Here is a 20,628-nt window from a genome sequence, read left to right as displayed (position 1 = left end):
TGGACAATGTCCGACTTTTGGGGGGCAGTTCACTTCGCGGGAAGTCATTGCTGCCAGTGGCAGGAATGACGGTCTTGAAGTTAGCAGGAAAAATGCGCTACCTTCAGGCCAGCTCCCCGAGCACGTCATTCCCGCGAAGGCGGGAACCCAAGTTCAACGCTCGAACAGTTTGAACTTCAGCTGGAACGATACGCCGCCATACAGGCGGTCCTTGTAGTTCGGGATGATCCCGACATTCAGGCCCACCCGCTTGTATTCGTAGGTCAGGGTCGGAATCGCGCCCGGAAACCAGCCGCCATCGCGCGTCTTCGGATAGCCGTCGAACGCCGCCACTGCCAGCCCCACCCGCACCGGGCCCACCGCCACCGGCTGCCAGATCACGCCGACGTAGTTCGACCACGCATAGTCGCTGTTATGGAAGCGTCCCGCGGTTGCCGCCATGGTGCCGTTGAAGCGGTACTCCAGCGCCAGGCCCTTGTTGTTGTCGTTCAGGTCCTTGTCGCCGTCGAAGTGGGCGGTATAGAAGCCGGTGTCGATCCACAGTTCGCTTTTCGGAGCCGGGTCGATCTTGGTGAAAAAGTCAGCGGCTTGCGCCGCAGGTGCCACGAGGCAGGCCGCGCACAGGGCGGCCAGGGTCGGAATAGCGCGGCTCAATCGTCGGCTCCAGGATCAAGGTCGGGATACATCACTTCGGTGAAGCCGAAGCGGGAAAAATCGCGGATACGCATCGGATACAGGATGCCGAACAGGTGGTCGACTTCGTGCTGCACCACGCGCGCATGGAAGCCTTCGGCATCGACGCGGATCGCCTTGCCGAACTGGTCGAACCCTTCGTAGCGCAGGCGCGTATAACGCGGCACGCTGCCGCGCAGGCCCGGCACCGACAGGCAGCCTTCGGCGCCCTCTTCCATCTCGTCGCCCAGCGGCGTGAGCACGGGATTGATCAATACCGTTTCCGGCACCGGCGGCGCGTCGGGATAGCGCTGGTTCTTGCCGAAGCCGAAGATCACCACCTGCAGGTCGACCCCGATCTGCGGCGCGGCCAGGCCGGCGCCGTTGGCCGCGTGCATGGTCTCGAACAGGTCGGCGATCAAGGCATGCAGCTCGGGCGTGTCGAACTGCTCGACCTTCTGCGCCACCCGCAACAGGCGCGGGTCGCCCATGCGAAGGATTTCTCGTACCGTCACGGCGCGCCCCGCCCTTCCAGCAGCGCCGCCAGGCTGGCGCGGAAGCCTTCGGCGGTTTCTGGGTGCTTCAGGCCGATCGCGGCGGTGGCCTGCAGATAGCCCAGCTTGGAACCGCAATCGTAGCGCTGGCCGTGGTAGCGGTAGGCCAGCACGCGTTCGGCCTGCATCAGCGCGGCGATGCCGTCGGTGAGCTGGATCTCGCCGCCGGCGCCCTTGCCGATGTTGGCCAGGTAGTCGAAGATCGAAGCCGACAGCACATAGCGTCCGACAACTGCCAGTGTCGACGGGGCGTCCGCCGGCTGCGGCTTCTCGACGATACCCGAGACCAGCTCCAGGTCCTGGCGGTAGTGAGAAGCGCTGACGATGCCGTACTGGCGGGTGTGCTCGCGCGGTACGTCCTGCACAGCCAGGATGCTGCTGCGCTCATAGGCATAGACATCGGCCATCTGCGCCAGCACCGGCTTGTGGCCAGCGTCACTGTCCATGAAGTCGTCCGCCAGCAGCACCGCGAACGGCTCGTTGCCCACCACCGGGCGCGCGCACAGCACCGCGTGGCCCAGGCCCAGCGGCGAGGACTGGCGGATGTAGATGCAGTTGACGTTCTTCGGGATCACGCCGCGCACCGTGTCGAGCAGCGCCTGCTTGCCGGCCGCTTCCAGCTCGGCTTCCAGCTCGTAGGCCTTGTCGAAATGGTCTTCGATGGCGCGCTTGTTGCGGCCGGTGATGAAAATCAGCTCGGTCACGCCGGCGGCCACCGCCTCTTCCACCGCATACTGGATCAGCGGCTTGTCGACGATCGGCAGCATCTCTTTCGGCTGCGCCTTGGTCGCCGGCAGGAAGCGGCTACCGAGGCCGGCGACGGGGAATACGGCTTTGCGGATCAGGGTCATAGGGTTCTCTTTATTATTTTCCGAGCAGCGCCAGCAGCGCCGCTTCGTCCAGGATGGTGACGCCCAGTTCCTCCGCCTTGGCCAGCTTGCTGCCCGCCTCGGCCCCGGCCACCACATACGAAGTTTTCTTCGACACCGATCCCGAGACCTTGCCGCCGGCCTCCTCGATCAGTGCCCCGGCCGCGTCGCGGCTCATGGTCGGCAGCGTGCCGGTCAGCACGAAGGTCTTGCCGGCCAGCGGTCCTTCGGCCGCGGCGGCAGCGGCTGCCGACACTTCCGGCAGCGCGTCCAGCAATTCGCGCCGCAGTGCCGACAGCGACATCACCAGCTCGCTGTTTTGCTTCACCGCGATCCATTCCTCCAGCGCCGCCGCGACCGTGGCCGGCAGGCCAAAGATGCCGAAGTCGGTACGGAAGGCGATGCTTTCGAGCGTTTGGCCGCCGCCAATCACCTGGCGCGCGCGCGGCTCGGTGACTTTCGGGATGCCGAGCGCGGTGAGCAGCTGGACTTCATCGAGCTTCTCGCGCAGCGCCGGCTTCGGCGGGTGTTCGTCGCGCGGCGCCACGCCGGCTTCCAGCAGCGCATTGAGCGCGATCTGGTTTTTTTCTTCGGCGAAGAACTCGGCGATCGAGTCGGCCACCGTGCCGCCGATGTCCGGCAGCACGCGCAGCAGCGCGCTCGGCGCGCGGCGCACCAGCTTCAGCGATCCGAGCCAGTCGGCCAGGGTCTTGGCGGTCGACTCGCCGACGTGGCGGATGCCGAGGGCGAACAGCAGGCGCTCCAGCGTCGGCGACTTGCTGGCGGCGATCGCCTCCAGCAGGTTCTCGGCCCACTTGGTGGCGACCTTGCCCTTCTTGACGGTCTCGGGGGTGACGCCATCGCGTTCGTCCGCCAGGCGCTTCATGGTCAGCAGATCGTCCAGATTGAGGCGGTACAGATCGGCCACGCCGTGGATCAAGTTTGCTTCCACCAGGCTGTCGATGTAGCGGTCGCCCAGGCCTTCGATGTCCATCATGCGCCGGCCGGCGAAGTGGCGGATCGCTTCCTTGCGCTGGGCGGCGCAGGTCAGGCCGCCGGAGCAGCGCGCCACGGCCTCGCCCTCTTCGCGCACCACGTGCGAGCCGCACACCGGGCACTGGGTTGGCAGCACGTACTGCGCCGGTTCCGGCGTAGGACGGCGTTCCAGCACCACGCCCAGCACTTCGGGGATGACGTCGCCGGCGCGGCGCACGATCACGGTGTCACCCACGCGCACGTCTTTTCTCCGCACTTCGTCTTCGTTGTGCAGCGTGGCGTTGGTGACGGTGACGCCGCCGACCGATACCGGCACCAGGCGCGCCACCGGGGTAATGGCGCCGGTGCGGCCCACTTGCACCTCGATCGCCTGCACCGTGGTCAAGGCCTCTTCGGCGGGGAATTTATGCGCCAGCGCGAAGCGCGGCGCGCGCGAGACGAAACCGAGCGCGCGCTGGTCTTCGAGGCGGTCGACTTTATATACAACGCCGTCGATCTCGTACGGCAGCGACTTGCGGCGTTCGCCGATGTCCTTGAAGAAGCCCAGCATGCCTTCGCGGCCGGTGACCACGGCCCGCTCTTTGGATACCGGCAGGCCGAGACGGTCGAACCAGTCCAGTACACCCGAATGCGATTCCGGCATGTCGGCGCCCTCCAACTGGCCGACGCCATAAGCAAAGAAGCGCAGGCGGCGCGCGCTGGTGATGCGCGCGTCGAGCTGACGCAGGCTGCCTGCGGCGGCGTTGCGCGGGTTGGCGAATTCCTTGTGGCCGGCTTCGCGCTGGCGCTCGTTGAGCTGCTCGAAGTCGCGCTTGAACATCAGCACTTCGCCGCGCACTTCCAGCACTTCGGGCACGTCATCCCCATGCAGGCGCATCGGGATGACACGCACGGTGCGGATATTCGCGCTGACGTCTTCGCCGGTGGTGCCGTCGCCGCGGGTGGCGGCCTGCACGAAGCGGCCGTTCTCGTAGCGCAGGCTGATCGCAAGGCCGTCGAATTTGAGTTCGGCGTTGTACGTGACTTCGCGCCGCTCCAGGCCTTCGCGCACGCGGCGGTCGAAGTTGTCGATGTCTTCTTCCGAGAAGCCGTTATTCAGCGACAGCATCGGCACCGCGTGCGTCACCTGGCTGAATTCCGGAATCGGGGCGTCGCCCACGCGCCGGGTCGGCGAGTCGGGGGTGACCGCGTCCGGATGCTTTTCCTCGAGCACCTGCAGCTCGCGGTACAGGCGGTCGTATTCGGCGTCGGGGATCGTCGGCGCGTCCAGCACGTGATAGTTGTAGCTGGCGCGGTTCAGTTCCGCCACCAGCCACGCGATGCGTGCCAGTTCGTCCGGTGTGCTGTGCTGTTGCTCTGCCACGGCTTCCTCAGCTGAACAGGCGCAGCGCGCGGGTGGAGCCGGCCGGGATGTCGGACGCGTCCATCTCCTGGTAGAACTCGACCACCTGGCTCTTGATTTCGTCCAGGGCTTCGTCCATCAGCGGCTGGTCGCCGTCGTCGACGATGGTGGCGTCCAGGCGCTGCGTCAAGCCACGCGCGCATTCGACCATCTTGCCGAAGCCGTCGCGCCCCGGGGCCACGCATGGCACGTCGAGCAGCAGCGTCAGGCGCGACGTGGTGTCGGCGCCCAGGGTGACGTTGGTCGATAGCGTGAACAGCACGCCCTTCTCGCCGTCGGGCATGGCGAAGCGGCCGTCCGGACGCACATCGAAGCCGGCGTTTTCCAGCGCGCCGATAAGGGTCGACATGGCCCACGGCGCACCATTGGCGGCCAGGTTGATGCCCAGCTGGGCGTCGTGGCCGGCGACGAAGCGGTGCAGCGTGCGCGCGTCGCTCATCACCTCGATCATGTCCGGCACTTCCGGCTCGGCCTGGACTTCGTCGGCCACCGCGCGCAGGCGCGTGACCAGTTCCGAGTATTCGAGTTCGTTGAGGGCGGTGGTGCGGGTCGCCATCTGCACGCCGGCCTGCAGCTTGGTGTACACGCCGCCGTGCACGATCGGCTCCCAGTCGCCGCTGACGGCGAAGCCGATGTAGTGGATCGGCTTGTTGCCGACGCGGCGCAGCTTCTGCAGCGCCGGCAGGATGCGGTCGCCGCGCACGGGAGTTTCAATCGATAGCGGGATCATGCAGTCGATCAGCGGATCGACCAGGCATTCGGCCAGTTCGGCGGCCGGCATGCCGGGACGGGTGCCCGGCAGCGAGGCGGCGACGGCGTCCTGGGCGGCGCTGGAGCCGCCGGCGCGGTAGGAGGTGGCAGGTGCCGCAGCGGGCGCAGGTGCCGCAGCGGGCGCAGGTGCCGGAGCTGGCGCAGGTGCCGGCGCCGAAGCGGTGGCTGCAGGAACCGGCACCGGCGCGGCCGGCGTCACCGGGTCGAGGCTCGGTTCGGCCAGTTGCGGTTCGGGGCGGGCGGCCGGCACGTCGGCCACGACCGGATCGAGCACCGGTTCGGCGTGCACCGGCGCCGGGGCGGCGCCGATATCGAATACCGGCTCCTGGCGGTCGATCGCCGCGGCCTCTTCGCCGCTGCGCATCAGGACGTCGTCGTGGTCGGAGGCGAAGGCGCGCTCGACGCTCTTCCTGGCCTTGTATTCCTGCCATTTGTTATAGCCGATGACGCCGGCGATGAAAACGCCGCCGGCCGCGATCAGGCTCATTTGGAGATCAGTCATGCTGCTTGTGCCTCATAGCGAAGTGCTGCAAAAAAAGGTAGTACTTGTAAACTGCCCGGGTGCGGCATTGCCCACCGAAAGGCCTGCAATGATATCAATTCCGCCACAAGGACGCCATGCGATTGGATTGGCCGCCCGTGCGCGCTGCCTTCGCGCCCCGGCGGGCCGTCATGCGGCGCGCTGCTGCGCCAGCCACGCCGCCAGTTCGTCCATCGCCACCGGCTTGACGAAATAGGCGTCGATCCCGGCCGCCGCACTCGACATGCGGTCGAGCGGCTGGCCATAGCCGGTCATCGCCGCCAGGCGCGTGGCTTCCAGCCCGGGCAGGCGGCGCAGGCGGCGCGCCAGTTCGTTGCCGTCCAGGTCGGGCAGGCCGATGTCGAGGAAGCACACTTCGGGCTTGAAGCTGCGCGCCTTTTCCAGCGCCGCGGCGGCATTGAATTCGGTCGCCACCACGTGGCCGACCATGCGCAGGTACATCGCCACCAGCTCGGCCGAATCGGCATTGTCGTCCACCACCAGCACGCGCAGGCTGCCCTGCGCCGGCATTGCGCCCTCGCTGCTGTCCAGCGCGGCCAGCGGCGCACGCACGCGAAGCGGGAACGTCACCGTCACCTCGCTGCCCAGGCCTTCACCGGCGCTGGCCGCGCTCACCCGTCCGCCGTGCAGCTGCACCAGGCTGCGCACCAGCGCCAGCCCGATACCCAGGCCGCCCTGGGCGCGGTCCGGCGTGCGCTTGCCCTGCCTGAACAGCTCGAAGGCGCTGTCGACCAGGTCGGGCGCCATGCCGATGCCGTTGTCCCGGACCGCGATACGCACCATGTCGTCGGCTACAGTCACCCGCACCTCGATGCGCCCACCGGCCGGGGTGTACTTGGCGGCGTTCGACAACAGGTTCGACAGCACCTGCACCAGGCGCTTGCGGTCGCCGTTCACCACGCTGCCTTCGGCCTCGTTGGCGATCGACAGCAGGTGCGAGCGCGCCTCGATCAGCGGGCGCGCCTGCTCGGTCGCTTCATCCACCAGGTGACGCACCGCCACGTCCTCGCGATCGAGTTCGATCATGCCGCGCGTGACGCGCGAGACGTCCAGCAGGTCGTCGATCAGGCCCGTCATGTGGGTGCTCTGGCGCGAGATCACGCGCCCGATATGCTCGATGCGCGCCGGGTCGTTCTTGGCAAGCGGCAGCAGCGACGCGGCGCTGCGGATGGGCGCCAGCGGGTTTCTCAGTTCGTGGCCGAGCATGGCCAGGAATTCGTCCTTGCGCTGGTCGGCTTCGCGCAGCGCGTCCTCGGTCAGCTTCTGTTCGTGGATGTCGGTGCAGGTGCCCATCCAGCGCTGGATCGCGCCACGCTCGTCGCGCACCGGCAGCGCACGGCCCAGCACCCAGCGGTATTGGCCGCTGTGGTGGAGCAGCCGGTATTCGATTTCGTACGGCTCGCCGGTGGCCAGCGAGTGGCGCCACCGCCCCCAGGCCAGGGCCTGGTCGTCGGGGTGGAACATGCCGTTCCAGCCTTCGCCGTCGGTGGTGCCGGGCGGCGCGCCGGTGAAGCGGTACCACTGGTCGTTGTAGTAGTCGTGAAAGCCGTCCGGCAGCGTGGTCCACACCATCTGCGGCATGGCGTTGGTGATGACCCGGAAGCGCGCCTCGCTGTCGGCCAGCGCGCGTTCGGCCTCGCGCCGCGCCGAGATGTCGACGACCACCGCGTAGCCCTGGTTGCGGTCGGTCTCCAGATTGCCGGCGCCGACCAGCACCGGCACCCGCTGGCCGTCGCGGTGCAGGAACTCTTTCTGGAACAGCGGCATGACATTGTGTTCGCGCAGCCGGGCGATGCCGGCGTCGTCGGCCTCGCGCCATTCGGGCGGGGTCAGGCCGCGCCAGGACAGGCCGGCGTCGCGGTCGGCCCGGCCCAGGCCAAGCATGTCGAGGAAGGCGCGGTTGCAGTCGACAATGGTTCCGTCGAGCCGGTAGCGCACCACGCCGATCGGGCTAAGTGCCACCAGGCGGTCGAGTTCATGTACCGCACCGCGCGGCTGCGCCACGCCCAGCAGGCCGACGATCGCGCCGCGCGCATCGGTCAGCGGCGACAGCGCCAGCCGGTACGATGCTGGAGCGTCCACCACATGCTCGGCATCCGGACGCACGCCGTTCAGCAGTTCGTCGATCAGATCACCGCAATCGGGCAACACGCGCGCCAGCGGCGTCCACTGCTGCGCGCCCACCGTCATGCCCGGCAGTGCGGCGCAGGCCGCGTTCAGGGCGACGTCGCGGGTGTCGCCACGCACGAGCAGCATCGGCGCCGGCGAGGCCTGCGCCATCCGCAGCGCAAACGCGATCGCGTCGGCAGCTGCGGGGCCGGAATGGGATGAACTCGATTCGCGCTCGTCAGTCATGTGGCAGGCATTGTTCCTTGGACCCGGGCCGCGCTGCTACGGCAGCGCCGTGGAACGGGCTCGGGCAGTGTAGCACACCGAAAACCGGGCTTTTATCGACGCGCGGGTGCGTGCGCAGCTCACGCCGCGGCCAGGTCGGCCGCCGCTTCCATGTCCACCGCCACGATGCGCGACACGCCCTGCTCCTGCATCGTCACGCCGATCAGCTGGCTCGCCATCTCCATCGCGATCTTGTTGTGCGAGATGAACAGGAACTGGGTATGGTCCGACATGCGCTTGACCATGCGGCAGAAGCGTTCCGTGTTGGCGTCGTCCAGCGGCGCGTCGACTTCGTCCAGCAGGCAGAATGGCGCGGGGTTCAGGCGGAACATCGAGAACACCAGCGCCGTCGCGGTGAGCGCCTTTTCGCCGCCCGACAGCAGGTGGATGGTGGCGTTCTTCTTGCCCGGCGGCTGGGCCATCACCTGCACCCCGGCGTCCAGGATCTCGTCGCCGGTCATCACCAGCTTGGCATTGCCGCCGCCGAACAGGATCGGGAACAGTTCCGAGAAGTGGCCGTTGACGCGGTCGAAGGTGTCCTGCAGCAGGTCGCGCGTCTCGCGGTCGATGCGGTGGATCGCATCTTCCAGCGTGGAGATGGCTTCGTTCAGGTCGGCGTTCTGCGAATCGAGGAAGCGCTTGCGTTCGGCCGCCTGTGCCAGTTCGTCGACTGCCGCCAGGTTGACCGCGCCCAGGCCGTTGATTGCGTTGGTCAGGCGCGTGACTTCGGCCTGCAGGTACTGGGGTTTCAGTTCGGGGTCGATCTTTTCGCTCAGCTCGCGCAACTGCGCTTCGTCGGCGCCGGTGGCGGCCAGCGCTTCGGCGAACTGCTCCTGGTTCAGGCGCGCGGCCTGTTCCTTCAGCTGCATCTCCGTGATGCGGTCGCGCTGCGGCTGCAGGCTGCGCTCGCCCAGCATGCGCGCCTCTTCGGCCGCGCGCAGTTGCTGGGCGATCTGGTCCAGTTCATGGCGCGCATCGGACAACGCCGCCTCCTGCCCGGTGCGGCGCGCCAGCAGTTCCTGCAAGCCTTCGTGCGCGGTGCCGCTTTCCAGCGCCTCCAGTTCCAGGCGCGCCTGCGCCAGGCTGGCGCCGACCTGTTCGGCCTGGGTCGCGGCGGTAGCCATGGTGCGGCGCAGTTCGTCGATGCGGCTCCTCTGCGCGCGTTCGGCGAACTGCGCTTCCTGGGCGCTGCGTTCCAGCTCGCGCAGATGGTCGCGCGCACGCGTCAGCGCCGCTTCCTGGTCGATGAAGGCGGTCTGGCCGTCTTCGTGGGCTTCCTGCAGTTCGGCCAGTTCCATGTCGAGCTGTTCGAATTCCTGCTCGGCCTCGACCTGGGCCTGGCGCTGCTCGGCCTCCTGGGCCGCGATCTCGGACAGGTCGGCCGCGATCTGGCCGCTGCGCTGGTTGAAGCGCGCCTCGATCTCGCTCTGCTTGAGCACCTCGATCTGCAGCGCATGCACTTCGCGCGTCAGGGTGCCGACGCGGCTGCGCGCGTCCTGCAGGCGGCGCGTGAGATCGGTGACGGCGGCGTCGGCGCGGGTGGCGCGGCTGCGCGCCTCGTCCTGCAGCAGCGCCTGGGCACGCAGCTGCTTGGCGGTGTTCTCGATGTCGTGCTGGCGCGCCAGCATGCCGTCCTGCTCGGCGTCGGGCGCGTGGAAGCGCACGCTCGAGCGGGTCACCATGTGGCCCTGGCGCGTGACGAAGGCGCCGCCGTGCGGCAGGCGCGCGCGTTCGGCGAAAGCGCTATCCGCATCCGGTGCCGCATAGACGCCGTGCAGCCAGTCGTCCAGCACCGCGCGCACGCCAGGATCGTTCACGCGCAGCACGCTGGTGAACGGCTTCAGGCCATCGGCGACAACCTGGGCCGGGCTGCCGGCCTGCGGCGCGAACACGGTCAGGCGCGCCGGCGGAGCGTCAGCCAGGAAGCCCTTGGCCCAGTCGATGTTCGATACTTCGAGCGCGCCGGCGCGTTCGCGCAGCACCGCTTCCAGCGCCGTCTCCCAGCCCTCTTCCACATCCAGCCGCTGCCACAGGCGCGGCAGGCCGGCCAGCGAATGCTTTTCCAGCCACGGCTGGACCTTGCCCTGGGTCTGGACCCGTTCCTGCACCTGGCGCAGCGCGGCCAGGCGCGCTTCCAGCTGGGCGTTGGCGGCGCTTTCCTGCTGCGCCGCCGCGTGCGCGTCCTTGCGTTCCTGCTCGACCGCGTCCTGGCGCGCGGTGGCGTCGTCCAGCAGCATCGTCTGCTCTTCGAGTGCAATCTGACGCTCCTGCAACTGCATGCGCAGGTTGTCGAGGGTCGCGCTGTCGGGCAGATTGAGGCCGTTGCGCTCCTGCTGCAGGCGTTCGCGCCGGGTGGCGAGGTTGCTCAGGATGCCGGCCGCGTTGCGGCCGTGGCTTGATGCCAGCTCGATACGCTGCTGCACCGTCATGATACGGGTACGCGAGGCGGTCGATTGTTCCTGCGCCGTACGCCAGGCCGCCTCCAGTTCCGGCAGGCGTTCATTGTGGACCTCGACCGCGATCTGGGCGCCTTCGGCGCGCGCGGCCAGTTCCTCGGCCTGCATCTCGGCTTCTTCCTGGCCTTCGCGCAGCTCCTGCTCCTGGTTGCGCCACCCGTCGCGTTGCGCCTGCAGCGTGACGATCTGGTTCTGCAACCGCGTGCGCGACTCGACCACGAACTTGATCTGCGCTTCCAGGCTGCCGATCTCGGAGTTGGTCTGGTACAGGGCTCCTTGCGCCGCATGCAGGCGGTCGCCGGTGGCGAAGTGGGCCTGGCGCATGTGTTCGAGGTCGAGTTCCACGGTACGCAGCTTGGCGCTCGAGCCTTCGAGCGCGGTCTGCGCTTCTTCCATCTCGCGGAACCAGCGCACCTGCTCGGCCTTCGCTTCGTTCTTGCGCATCAGCCAGAGCAGCTTCTGCTTTTCTTCCTGGTCGGCCTGCAGCTGCTTGAAGCGGGTGGCCACGGCGGCCTGCGCTTCGAGCTTTTCCAGATTCGCGTTCAGTTCGCGCAGGATGTCCTCGACCCGCAGCAGGTTCTCGCGCGTGTCGGACAGGCGGTTCTCGGTTTCGCGCCGGCGCTCCTTGTACTTCGACACGCCGGCCGCTTCTTCCAGGAACACGCGCAATTCTTCCGGGCGCGATTCGATGATGCGCGCGATCATGCCCTGGCCGATGATGGCGTAGGCGCGCGGCCCCAGGCCGGTGCCGAGGAAGATGTCCTGGATGTCGCGCCGGCGCACCGGCTGGCCGTTGATGTAATAGGTCGAGGTGCCGTCGCGCGTCAGGGTGCGCTTGACCGCGATCTCGGCGTACTGGCCCCATTGCCCGGCCGCCTTGCCGGCGCTGTTGTCGAACACCAGCTCCACCGACGCGCGCCCGGCGGGTTTACGGTGGGTCGAGCCGTTGAAGATCACGTCCTGCATCGACTCGCCGCGCAGCTCCGACGCTTTCGATTCGCCCAGCACCCAGCGCACGGCGTCGATGATGTTCGACTTGCCGCAGCCGTTGGGGCCGACCACGCCGACCAGCTGGCCGGGAACCTGGAAATTGGTGGGATCGACGAACGATTTAAATCCCGACAATTTGATGGAAGAGAGGCGCACGGATGGGCAGAGGCTGACGCTGTTGAGATGAAGCGCCCATCATACCATTGCCGGCAGGCGGCGGGACGGGTCTCAAGGGCCGGGTCAGGCGCCGTGCAGCGCTTCGCCGGCGGCCACGTTCAGGACGCGGCCGACCACGCCACCACTGGCCAGCGCGCGCATCGCGCCGCTCTCGATCAGGGCGGCCAGCCGCTCGGCCGGCAGCGAAAACGCTTCCTGGCGGCCGGCGCCGGAAAAGATGAACAGCGTGCGCAGCGGGCTGACCCAGGCCAGGCGCACCTTGCGCAGCGCGCCGTCGACGCGGAACTCGAAGCGCTGGCCGCGTTCCAGGCCGGCCAGTGCATCGGGCTCTTGCGGGCCGTCCGCTTCCTGCTCCTGCGCGGCCCGGCGCAGTGCATCCTGCTGAGCCGCCTCCACCGCCAGTTCCAGCTGGCGCTCGGGCGACAGCTCGATCGGGGCGCGCACGATGGCGGCGTGGCATTCGGCCAGGTCGGCGAAGAACTGCAGGCGCTCGGCGTCGCGCCAATCGATCGCGTCCAGCCATTTGTTGAGCGACACCAGCAGCGCCGGCAAGCGCCGGATCAGCGTCTGGCGCGCCTGCTGGGTCGCCTTCGGCTCGACGCTCCAGATCAGGTCATCCATGGCGCGGGTGGCGTTGTCGACGGCGCCGGGGCGGCTGTCCTCGACCGCGTAGGCCAGGCTCAGCGCTAAGGTCCAGCGCTGCTCCAGGAAGCCGGCGACCAGCGGCGCCATGTTCCCGCCCGCCATGCGCAGCGCCACGGCTCGGCGCGCCGAGCGCTCGGCTGCTGCCTGCTTTTCCTGGCGCTTGGCGCGCGCGATCGGTTCCGCGATCGCGGCCTGCTCGGCACTGTCGCGGGCGGCGATGCCGGCTTCCAGCTCGGCCAGGGCGGCATCGAATTCGGGCTGTTCCTGGTCGCGCACCCGTTCGACGCTGCTGCGCATGGCGCGCCAGGCCGGATCGTCTTGCCCGGCCGGCTGCTCCCACCTGGCCTGCGACAGCAGGTCGAGCATGCGCCGCGCCGGATGCGCTTCCTGGTAGAAGAAGCTGCGGTCGCGCAGCGCGGCCTTCAGGACCGGCACCTGCAGGAAGGCGATCAGTTCGCGCGTCTCCGGCGGAATGCCGTCGTCGAGCAGCACGGTTTCGAATACGCGCGACAGCAGGTCGAGCGTGGTTTCGTCGCCGTGTGACAGGCTGCCGCGCGGCAGGCTCTGGCGCAGGCGTGGCAGGTAGAACACGGCGTGCGGGGTAGCGCCCTGCTGCACCATGGCCGGTGCGCCCTCCGGAAGCGCGGCCGGCGAGGCGCCGAGGCGGGCCAGCAGGTCGAGCAGCGTCTTGTCGGCCGGGAGGTGAATTCCGGCCGCGGCACCGGATTGGCTGTCGGCCGCCGTGACGGCAATCGGTGCCGCTTCGATCCGCTTTGGTAACGCCGCCACCGCGAAACCGCTGGCAGCACTCGGCCGCCAGCCGCCGCTGCCCTGCGGCAGGTTCGGGATCATCGGGATGTCGAGCGCGGCCTCGGCGCCGCCGTCGAACATGCGGCGCAGCTGTCCCGACAGCGCAGCGTCACGGCGCGCCTGCTCGGCCTTGCGCGCGGCGCGGTCGTCGGTCTTGGAAAAGCGCGCTTCGGCTTCCTGGCGCGCCCGCGCCGGCTGCAGCATGCCGACCAGGGCGTCGTACAGAGGCGCCAGCTCGAACATCACGCCGGGGCGCAGCAGCGAGGCGGCCAGGCCATGCGCATCCGGATCCGGCTCGAATTCGCACCAGGCGGCGTGCAGAGCGCCCAGGAATACCTCGGGCCGGAACGGATTGTGGGCGGCGCGCACCAGGTCGCGCCCGAGCAGCAGGCCGAGACGCACGCCGAGCGTGGCCAGACGGTCGGCGCATTCGAGGTCGAACGGGCGGCTGACGGCGCCCAGCGCCAATTGCTGGTCGATTTCGTCCAGCGGCACCAGGCGCAGTTCCTGCGGCGCAGCCGGTCGGGCGGCTGGCTTGTCCGCAGGCTGCAGGGCGTCGACAGCCGTGTACAGCGCGCGCTCGATGGCGGCTTCGGCGACGTGGCAGAAGGCGTAGCTGTTGGCCTTGAGGAGGTTGCCGGAGCGGACCCGGCGCATCACGTCGCGCGGATCCGGTTGGGCGCCGGTGAGGTCGAGCAGGCTGGAGGCCATGCGCCGCGCCATGTCCGGCAGAGCGTCCCTGGCCAGGCAGGCGGCACGTTCGACCAGTCCGTCCAATGTCTCCTTGCGGGCGGCGGCGGCCTGGCGCGCGGCGGGACTCGGAGCGGTGACGATGGCCATGGCGGATGGGCGTAGGGAGAAGCGGGAGAATCCCTATTCTGCCACATTATTTCCACATGGCAATGATCAAATACAGATGAGCGTAGCGTTCTGCCTACTCGGCCGAGCAACTGCTCATGCGATTTTTGCAGATCGAAAAACGCGTTGTATTCGTAGGAGCCTCACCTACACTGGCAGGGGCACTGGTCCGATTCCGATGAAACGGCCCAGCACGCATGATTGATCCCCCGGAAACGCACAACGTGTTCCAGGATACGAGCAGGATATTTTTCCCAGTTTGAAATTGAAAGGAAACATCATGGCCTCGAATCAAAACAAATCTGCACCACGCCCAGGCAACCAGGGCGGCACCCACGAACAGCACGTCCAGGCCGGACGTCAGAGCCACAAGAACGACGCCAGCCGTCAATCCGATTCGCTGTCGAACCAGCAGTCGGGTTCGCGCTCGGGCCAGTCGCAGCAGTCGGGTTCGCAGTCCGAGTCGAACCTGCGTTCGGGTCAATCCCAGCAGTCGGGCTCGCGTTCGGGACAGTCGCAGCAATCGGGCAGCCGCTCGGGCGCCGGCGTCCAGGGCGGCACGCCTGAGCAGCACGCCGCTGCCGGCCGCCAGAGCCACAAGAACGACAAGAACCGCTAAGCACATCGCTTAGTGCATTCCGGCCGGCCCGCCCGGCCGCGATTGTCGTCAGCCCGCCCGCGCCACGCGTCGGCGGGCTTCTTTCATGCGCGTCCGTTTTTAGGACCGTAGACGCGCGAACGCCCCGGCCGCGTGAACGGCCGGGGCGCACTAGACAACGACTGCTTCAGATATTGCGCAGCACCGCACCCTTGGGCGGACGGAAGTCGGCCACCTCGTGGATCATCTTGGCGGTCTTGGCGTCGCGCGCGGTCAGGTGCAGATCGCCGTACTGGTGCACATTCCACTGCTCGGGCGAGAGCTCGATTTCCTTGCGCAGGATCGATTCGGTGCGCGCGTCGTCGGCGCGCAGGCCTTCGACGATGATGTTGAGCGCGTCCGGGCGCGAACCGGGCGAGGCGGTCGCGTGCGACTTGTGGATCATGAAGCGCGCGGTCTCGCTGGCGTAGCGGCGCGTCCCGGACAGGTACAGCACCACCGCGATCGACGCCACCGCGCCGCCGTTGTACATCACGAACTTGATCGGGGAGCTGGCCATGAAGTTATACAGGCACAGCCCGTCGCTGACGTAACCGCCGTTCGATTGCAGCAGCACGTGCGCGGTGTCGATACCGTCTTCGGTCATCGCGGCAACCGCTTCGAACATGCGATGCACCATGTCGCTGTTGACGTCGCCGGACAGCGTGAACCAGGCTTCCTTTTCCTGTACTGACATCTCTTCGTTCATAGTATTTTTCCGCCTGCAAAGTTGACGGAACAAGTTTAACAAATCACGCAAAATCGGCTCCGTGCCCAGAGTCAATAGTGCGGAGCAATGCTTTGAGGAACCATCCGGCTTGCGGCATTTACCGGTTCAGGCGCATGTCCCGCAAAACGCAGGCCGTGAGAGGGCAAAAGCCGCCCTTCTCTGTTGACAGTCACCCCTGCCTGACATATCCTCCGCAGTCTTGACAGGGAGAGCGCAGCGAACGCTGCCGCCGAAGGGGCACTTACCCATAAACTCTCAGGCAAAAGGACCGGTCAGGGAACGGCGGCGCACTGCGCGGCCGGCTCAACTCTGGAGAGCGGCCGCGATGCGGCCCACCGAAGGGGCAGGCGGCGCGTTCGACACGGCCGCTATCTCTCAGGTACCAAGGACAGAGGGGTCGACAGCGTACGGCGATAGAAGCCGCGCGCGCATACGCCCCCTATTACAGTCCGAGGATTCCATGACGCTCAAAGCGACCCCGCTCAATTCCGCTCACCGTGCCCAAGGCGCCAAGATGGTCGACTTCGGCGGCTGGGACATGCCGGTCAACTACGGTTCCCAGATCGAAGAGCACAACGCGGTGCGCGGCGATGCCGGCATGTTCGATGTCTCGCACATGTGCGTGGTGGACATCAAAGGCGCCAACGTGCGCACCTTCCTGCGCGGTCTGCTGGCCAACAACGTCGACAAGCTGCAGGTGCCAGGCAAGGCCCTGTACTCGTGCATGCTCAATCCTGAAGGCGGCGTGATCGACGACCTGATCGTCTACTTCCTGGCCGAGGACTGGTTCCGCATCGTCGTCAACGCCGGCACCGCCGACAAGGACGTGGCCTGGATGAACCAGCAGAACGCCGCCACCAACAGCGGTTTGACCATCACCCAGCGCCGCGACGGCAACGACCCGATCGCCCTGATCGCGGTGCAGGGCCCGAACGCCCGCGCCAAGGTATGGGAAGTGCTGCCGACCACCAAGGCGGCCAGCGAAAACCTGAAGCCCTTCAACGCCGCCATCGTCGCGGACACCGCCTTCGGCGAAGCGATGGTCGCGCGCACCGGCTACACCGGCGAAGACGGCTTCGAGATCGGCGTGCCGGCATCGCAGGCCGAAGCGCTGTGGAACGCCTTCGCCGCCGCCGGCATCAAGCCGGCCGGCCTGGGCGCGCGCGACACGCTGCGCCTGGAAGCCGGCATGAACCTGTATGGCCAGGACATGGACGAAACCGTCAACCCGCTCGACGCCGGCCTGGCCTGGACCGTCGACCTGGTGTCGGAGCGCGACTTCATCGGCAAGGCAGCGCTGCAGGCCAAGGGCCAGCAGGCGCAGTTCGTCGGCCTGATCCTGCGCGAAAAAGGCGGCATCCTGCGCGCCCACCAGCGCGTGGTCGCGGCCTCGGGCAACTTCGGCGAAATCACCAGCGGCACCTTCAGCCCGAGCATGCAGCAGGCGATCGCGCTGGCGCGCGTGCCGATGGATGTCGCGGTCGGCGACACCGTGCACGTGATCATCCGCGACAAGCAGCTGGCGGCCAGCGTGGTCAAGCTGCCGTTCGTGCGCAACGGTAAAATCCTGGCTGCCTGAATTTCAGTCCGATTTCAGGCCGCGACAAAATAACAAACCCGTATACTTATTGCCTCACCATCCTTAGGAGCTCCAGCATGAACATCCCAGCCGACCTGAAATACACCGAATCGCACGAGTGGGTGCGCCGCGAAGAAGACGGCACCCTGACCGTCGGCATCACCGAGTACGCGCAGGACGCGCTGGGCGACATCGTGTTCGTCGAGCTGCCGCAGGTCGGCAAGGCATTCACCGCCGGCGACGACGCCGCCGTGGTGGAATCGGTGAAGGCCGCCAGCGACATCTACGCGCCGGTCTCGGGCACCGTCACCGCCGTCAACCAGCCGGTCGCCGACGCGCCTGACTCGATCAACTCGGACGCCTACGGCGCCTGGCTGTTCAAGCTGGCCCCAAGCGACGCAGCCGCCTACGACAAGCTGCTCGACGCCGACGCCTACGGCAAGACCACCGATCACTGATCGAACCAGGTAGTACCGGCCGCCCTTCGGGGCGGCCGCAATTTGCAGCACCGACTTCGCAGCTCCACATTTGCAGCACCGACTTCTCCATCCAACGACGCCGCACGGCGCCAGACCAAGTCCCTACCATGACCCGCTCCAGCCTCACCCAACTCGAAGCACGCGATTCGTTCATCCCGCGCCACATCGGCCCGTCCGAATCCGAACAGGCAGCCATGCTGTCGACCCTCGGCTACGCCGACCGCGCCGCCCTGATCGACGCGGTGGTCCCGGCCAACATCCGCCGCAAGGACAAGCTGGACCTGGGCCAGTTCTTCGAGCCGCGCAGCGAAGAACAGGCACTGGCCACCCTCAAGGGCCTGGCGTCGAAGAACAAGGTCGTGAAGTCGCTGATCGGCCAGGGCTACTACGGTACCCACACGCCGAAGGTCGTGCTGCGCAACATCTTCGAAAACCCGGCCTGGTACACCGCCTACACCCCGTACCAGCCGGAGATCTCGCAGGGCCGCCTGGAAGCGATCCTGAACTTCCAACAAGCCATCACCGACCTGACCGGTATGGGCATCGCCAACTCGTCGATGCTGGACGAAGGCACCGCCGCCGCCGAAGCGATGACGCTGATCCAGCGCGTCGGCAAGTCGGCGTCGCGCGTGTTCTACGTCGCCGACGACGTGCTGCCGCAGACCCGCGAAATCATCGAAACCCGCGCGCTGCCGATCGGCGTCGAAGTGCGTTCGATCGCCGCCGCCGATGTCGAGGCGCTTGAGGAGACCTGCTTCGGCGTGCTGCTGCAGTACCCAGGCGTGAACGGCGAAGTGCGCGACTACCGCGCCGCCGTCGAGAAGCTGCACGCCGCAGGCAGCATGGTGATCGTGGCCGCCGACCTGCTGGCCCTCACCGTCCTGACCCCGCCGGGCGAATGGGGCGCCGACGTGGTGGTCGGTAACAGCCAGCGCTTCGGCGTGCCGCTCGGTTTCGGCGGCCCGCACGCCGGCTACCTGGCCACCCGCGACGAATTCAAGCGCAGCATGTCGGGCCGCCTGGTTGGCGTCACCGTCGATGCACAGGGCAACCAGGCCTACCGCCTGGCGCTGCAAACGCGTGAACAGCACATCCGCCGCGAAAAGGCGACCTCGAACATCTGTACCGCGCAGGTGCTGCTGGCCGTGATGGCCGGCATGTACGCGGTCTACCACGGTCCGCAAGGCTTGGAGCGCATTGCGCGCCGCGTGCACCGCCAGACCGCGATCCTGGCCGCCGGCCTGCAACAGCTGGGCTTCGAGCTGGCCAACGCCACCTTCTTCGACACCATCACCGTGCGCGTGGAAGACGCGGCCGCGATCCACAGCCAGGCGACTGCGCGCAACATCAACCTGCGCCAGATCGACGCCAAGCACGTCGGCGTGTCGCTCGACGAAACCGTCACCCGCGACGACCTGGAGGGCCTGTTCGCCATCTTCGGCAACGGCAAGTCGGTCGACCTCGACGCCCTGGACGCGAGCGTGCAGGAAGCCTTCCCGCAAGACCTGGCCCGTACCAGCGCCTACCTGACCCACCCGACCTTCAACCGCTACCACGCCGAGCACGAGATGCTGCGCTACCTGCGCGCACTGGCCGACAGGGACCTGGCGCTGGACCGCACCATGATCCCGCTCGGTTCGTGCACCATGAAGCTCAACGCCACCTCGGAAATGATTCCGGTGACCTGGCCCGAGTTCTCGAGCATCCACCCGCTGGCGCCGAACGACCAGACCGTCGGCTACCGCGAGATGATCGACCAGCTCGAAGCGATGCTGTGCGCCGCCACCGGCTACGCCGCGATCTCGCTGCAGCCGAACGCCGGCTCGCAGGGCGAGTACGCGGGCCTCCTGGTGATCCAGAAGTACCACCAGTCGCGTGGCGAAGGCCACCGCAACATCTGCCTGATCCCATCGTCGGCGCACGGCACCAACCCTGCGTCGGCCAGCATGGTCGGCATGAAGGTGGTGGTCACCGCCTGCGACGAAAACGGCAACGTTGATCTGGCCGACCTGAAGGCCAAGGCCGAGCAGTACAGCAAGGACCTGGCCTGCGTCATGGTCACCTACCCGTCGACCCACGGCGTGTTCGAAGAGGGCATCAAGGAACTGTGCGAGATCGTGCACCAGCACGGAGGCCAGGTGTACGTCGACGGCGCCAACATGAACGCGCTGGTTGGCCTGGCCGCACCGGGTTCGTTCGGCGGCGACGTCAGCCACCTGAACCTGCACAAGACCTTCTGCATCCCGCACGGCGGCGGCGGTCCGGGCGTGGGCCCGATCGGTGTCGGCGCGCACCTGGCGAAGTTCCTGCCGAACCAGATGTCGACCGGCTACGTGCGTAGCGAAGAAGGCATCGGCGCGGTCAGCGCCGCCGCCTTCGGCTCGGCCTCGATCCTGCCGATCTCGTGGATGTACATCGCGATGATGGGCGCCGAAGGTTTGACCTCCGCGACCGAAGTGGCGATCCTGAACGCCAACTACATCGCGCGCCGCCTGGCGCCGCACTACCCGGTGCTGTACACCGGCCACGACGGCCTGGTGGCGCACGAGTGCATCATCGACCTGCGCCCGCTGCAGGACAAGACCGGAATCAGCAACGAAGACGTGGCCAAGCGCCTGATGGACTTCGGCTTCCACGCCCCGACCATGAGCTTCCCGGTGCCGGGCACCCTCATGATCGAGCCGACCGAGTCGGAATCGAAGGCCGAGCTGGATCGCTTCATCGAGGCGATGATCACCATCCACGCCGAGATCGTGAAAGTCGAGCGCGGCGAGTACGACCGCATGGACAACCCGCTGAAGGGCGCGCCGCACACCGCTGAAGTGGTGACCGCGGACGACTGGCAGCACGGTTACACCCGTGAAGTGGCGGCGTTCCCGGTTGCCGGTCTGCGCAAGAAGAAGTACTGGCCGCCGGTGGGCCGTGCGGACAACGTGTATGGCGACCGCAATCTGTTCTGCGGTTGCGCGCCGATCAGCGATTACGAGTGATTCGAATGACGGCTAACACGTAGTCCGTTAGCCTAAAAACCGTCATCCCCGCGAAGGCGGGGACCCAAGTTTTCACGC

At 67.4% G+C, this 20,628-nt stretch carries 13 protein-coding genes and 2 riboswitches; of the genes, 4 read left to right on the top strand and 9 right to left on the bottom strand.

Features of this window, described 5'->3' with window-relative positions:
* Window positions 1-153: 153 nt before the first annotated feature.
* From RTQ83_RS22870 to RTQ83_RS22835, 8 genes are all read right to left on the bottom strand, one after another.
* Complete coding sequence (locus RTQ83_RS22870) at window positions 154-654, bottom strand: hypothetical protein (protein ID WP_312519931.1); 501 nt, start codon at window positions 652-654, stop codon at window positions 154-156.
* A complete protein-coding gene (gene def, locus RTQ83_RS22865) occupies window positions 651-1,187 on the bottom strand; it encodes a peptide deformylase (RefSeq protein ID WP_312519928.1) in 537 nt (178 codons plus the stop codon). The genes RTQ83_RS22870 and def overlap by 4 nt, the downstream gene beginning before the upstream one ends.
* Window positions 1,184-2,077 carry a UTP--glucose-1-phosphate uridylyltransferase GalU gene (gene galU / locus RTQ83_RS22860; RefSeq protein WP_312519925.1) on the bottom strand — a complete coding sequence of 298 codons (894 nt, stop codon included), beginning with the start codon at window positions 2,075-2,077 and terminating at the stop codon, window positions 1,184-1,186. Before galU ends, def begins: the two co-directional genes overlap by 4 nt.
* 13 nt (window positions 2,078-2,090) lie before the next feature.
* Window positions 2,091-4,454: an NAD-dependent DNA ligase LigA gene (ligA, locus tag RTQ83_RS22855; RefSeq protein WP_312519922.1), complete on the bottom strand. Its 2,364-nt coding sequence runs from the start codon at window positions 4,452-4,454 to the stop codon at window positions 2,091-2,093.
* A 7-nt stretch (window positions 4,455-4,461) separates the two neighbouring features.
* The gene (locus RTQ83_RS22850; protein ID WP_312519919.1) at window positions 4,462-5,766 is read right to left on the bottom strand and encodes a cell division protein ZipA C-terminal FtsZ-binding domain-containing protein; all 1,305 of its coding nucleotides are present in this window, start codon (window positions 5,764-5,766) and stop codon (window positions 4,462-4,464) included.
* A gap of 168 nt (window positions 5,767-5,934) precedes the next feature.
* A complete protein-coding gene (locus RTQ83_RS22845; protein WP_312519916.1) occupies window positions 5,935-8,160 on the bottom strand; it encodes an ATP-binding protein in 2,226 nt (741 codons plus the stop codon).
* Between the two features lie 119 nt (window positions 8,161-8,279).
* Window positions 8,280-11,801, bottom strand: a complete 3,522-nt coding sequence (smc, locus tag RTQ83_RS22840; RefSeq protein ID WP_312519913.1) for a chromosome segregation protein SMC — start codon at window positions 11,799-11,801, stop codon at window positions 8,280-8,282.
* An 84-nt stretch (window positions 11,802-11,885) separates the two neighbouring features.
* Window positions 11,886-14,117, bottom strand: a complete 2,232-nt coding sequence (locus RTQ83_RS22835; RefSeq protein WP_312519910.1) for a DUF1631 family protein — start codon at window positions 14,115-14,117, stop codon at window positions 11,886-11,888.
* Between the two features lie 298 nt (window positions 14,118-14,415).
* On the opposite strand from RTQ83_RS22835, the gene RTQ83_RS22830 reads away from it, so the two are divergent.
* Window positions 14,416-14,754: a hypothetical protein gene (locus RTQ83_RS22830; protein WP_312519907.1), complete on the top strand. Its 339-nt coding sequence runs from the start codon at window positions 14,416-14,418 to the stop codon at window positions 14,752-14,754.
* A 166-nt stretch (window positions 14,755-14,920) separates the two neighbouring features.
* Here RTQ83_RS22830 and RTQ83_RS22825 read toward each other — a convergent pair whose 3' ends face one another.
* Entirely contained in the window at window positions 14,921-15,481 is a 561-nt protein-coding gene (locus tag RTQ83_RS22825; protein ID WP_312519904.1) for an ATP-dependent Clp protease proteolytic subunit, read from the bottom strand.
* A gap of 215 nt (window positions 15,482-15,696) precedes the next feature.
* Window positions 15,697-15,783, top strand: a riboswitch (glycine riboswitch).
* Between the two features lie 18 nt (window positions 15,784-15,801).
* Window positions 15,802-15,904, top strand: a riboswitch (glycine riboswitch).
* 58 nt (window positions 15,905-15,962) lie between these two features.
* Here RTQ83_RS22825 and gcvT point away from each other — a divergent pair.
* The 3 genes from gcvT to gcvP all read left to right on the top strand — a co-directional run bounded on the left by gcvT (window position 15,963) and on the right by gcvP (window position 20,550).
* Window positions 15,963-17,081, top strand: coding sequence for a glycine cleavage system aminomethyltransferase GcvT (gene gcvT, locus RTQ83_RS22820; protein WP_312519902.1), 1,119 nt, complete (start codon window positions 15,963-15,965; stop codon window positions 17,079-17,081).
* Between the two features lie 77 nt (window positions 17,082-17,158).
* Window positions 17,159-17,539: a glycine cleavage system protein GcvH gene (gene gcvH / locus RTQ83_RS22815; RefSeq protein ID WP_312519899.1), complete on the top strand. Its 381-nt coding sequence runs from the start codon at window positions 17,159-17,161 to the stop codon at window positions 17,537-17,539.
* 128 nt (window positions 17,540-17,667) lie between these two features.
* Window positions 17,668-20,550, top strand: a complete 2,883-nt coding sequence (gene gcvP / locus RTQ83_RS22810; RefSeq protein ID WP_312519896.1) for an aminomethyl-transferring glycine dehydrogenase — start codon at window positions 17,668-17,670, stop codon at window positions 20,548-20,550.
* Window positions 20,551-20,628: the final 78 nt, after the last annotated feature.

Origin of the sequence: Massilia sp. (assembly GCF_031995545.1) — a bacterium.
Classification (GTDB): Bacteria; Pseudomonadota; Gammaproteobacteria; order Burkholderiales; family Burkholderiaceae_D; genus Telluria.
The sequence above is the reverse complement of the archived record's forward strand: the minus strand, read 5'-3'. Positions and strand labels throughout refer to the sequence as shown.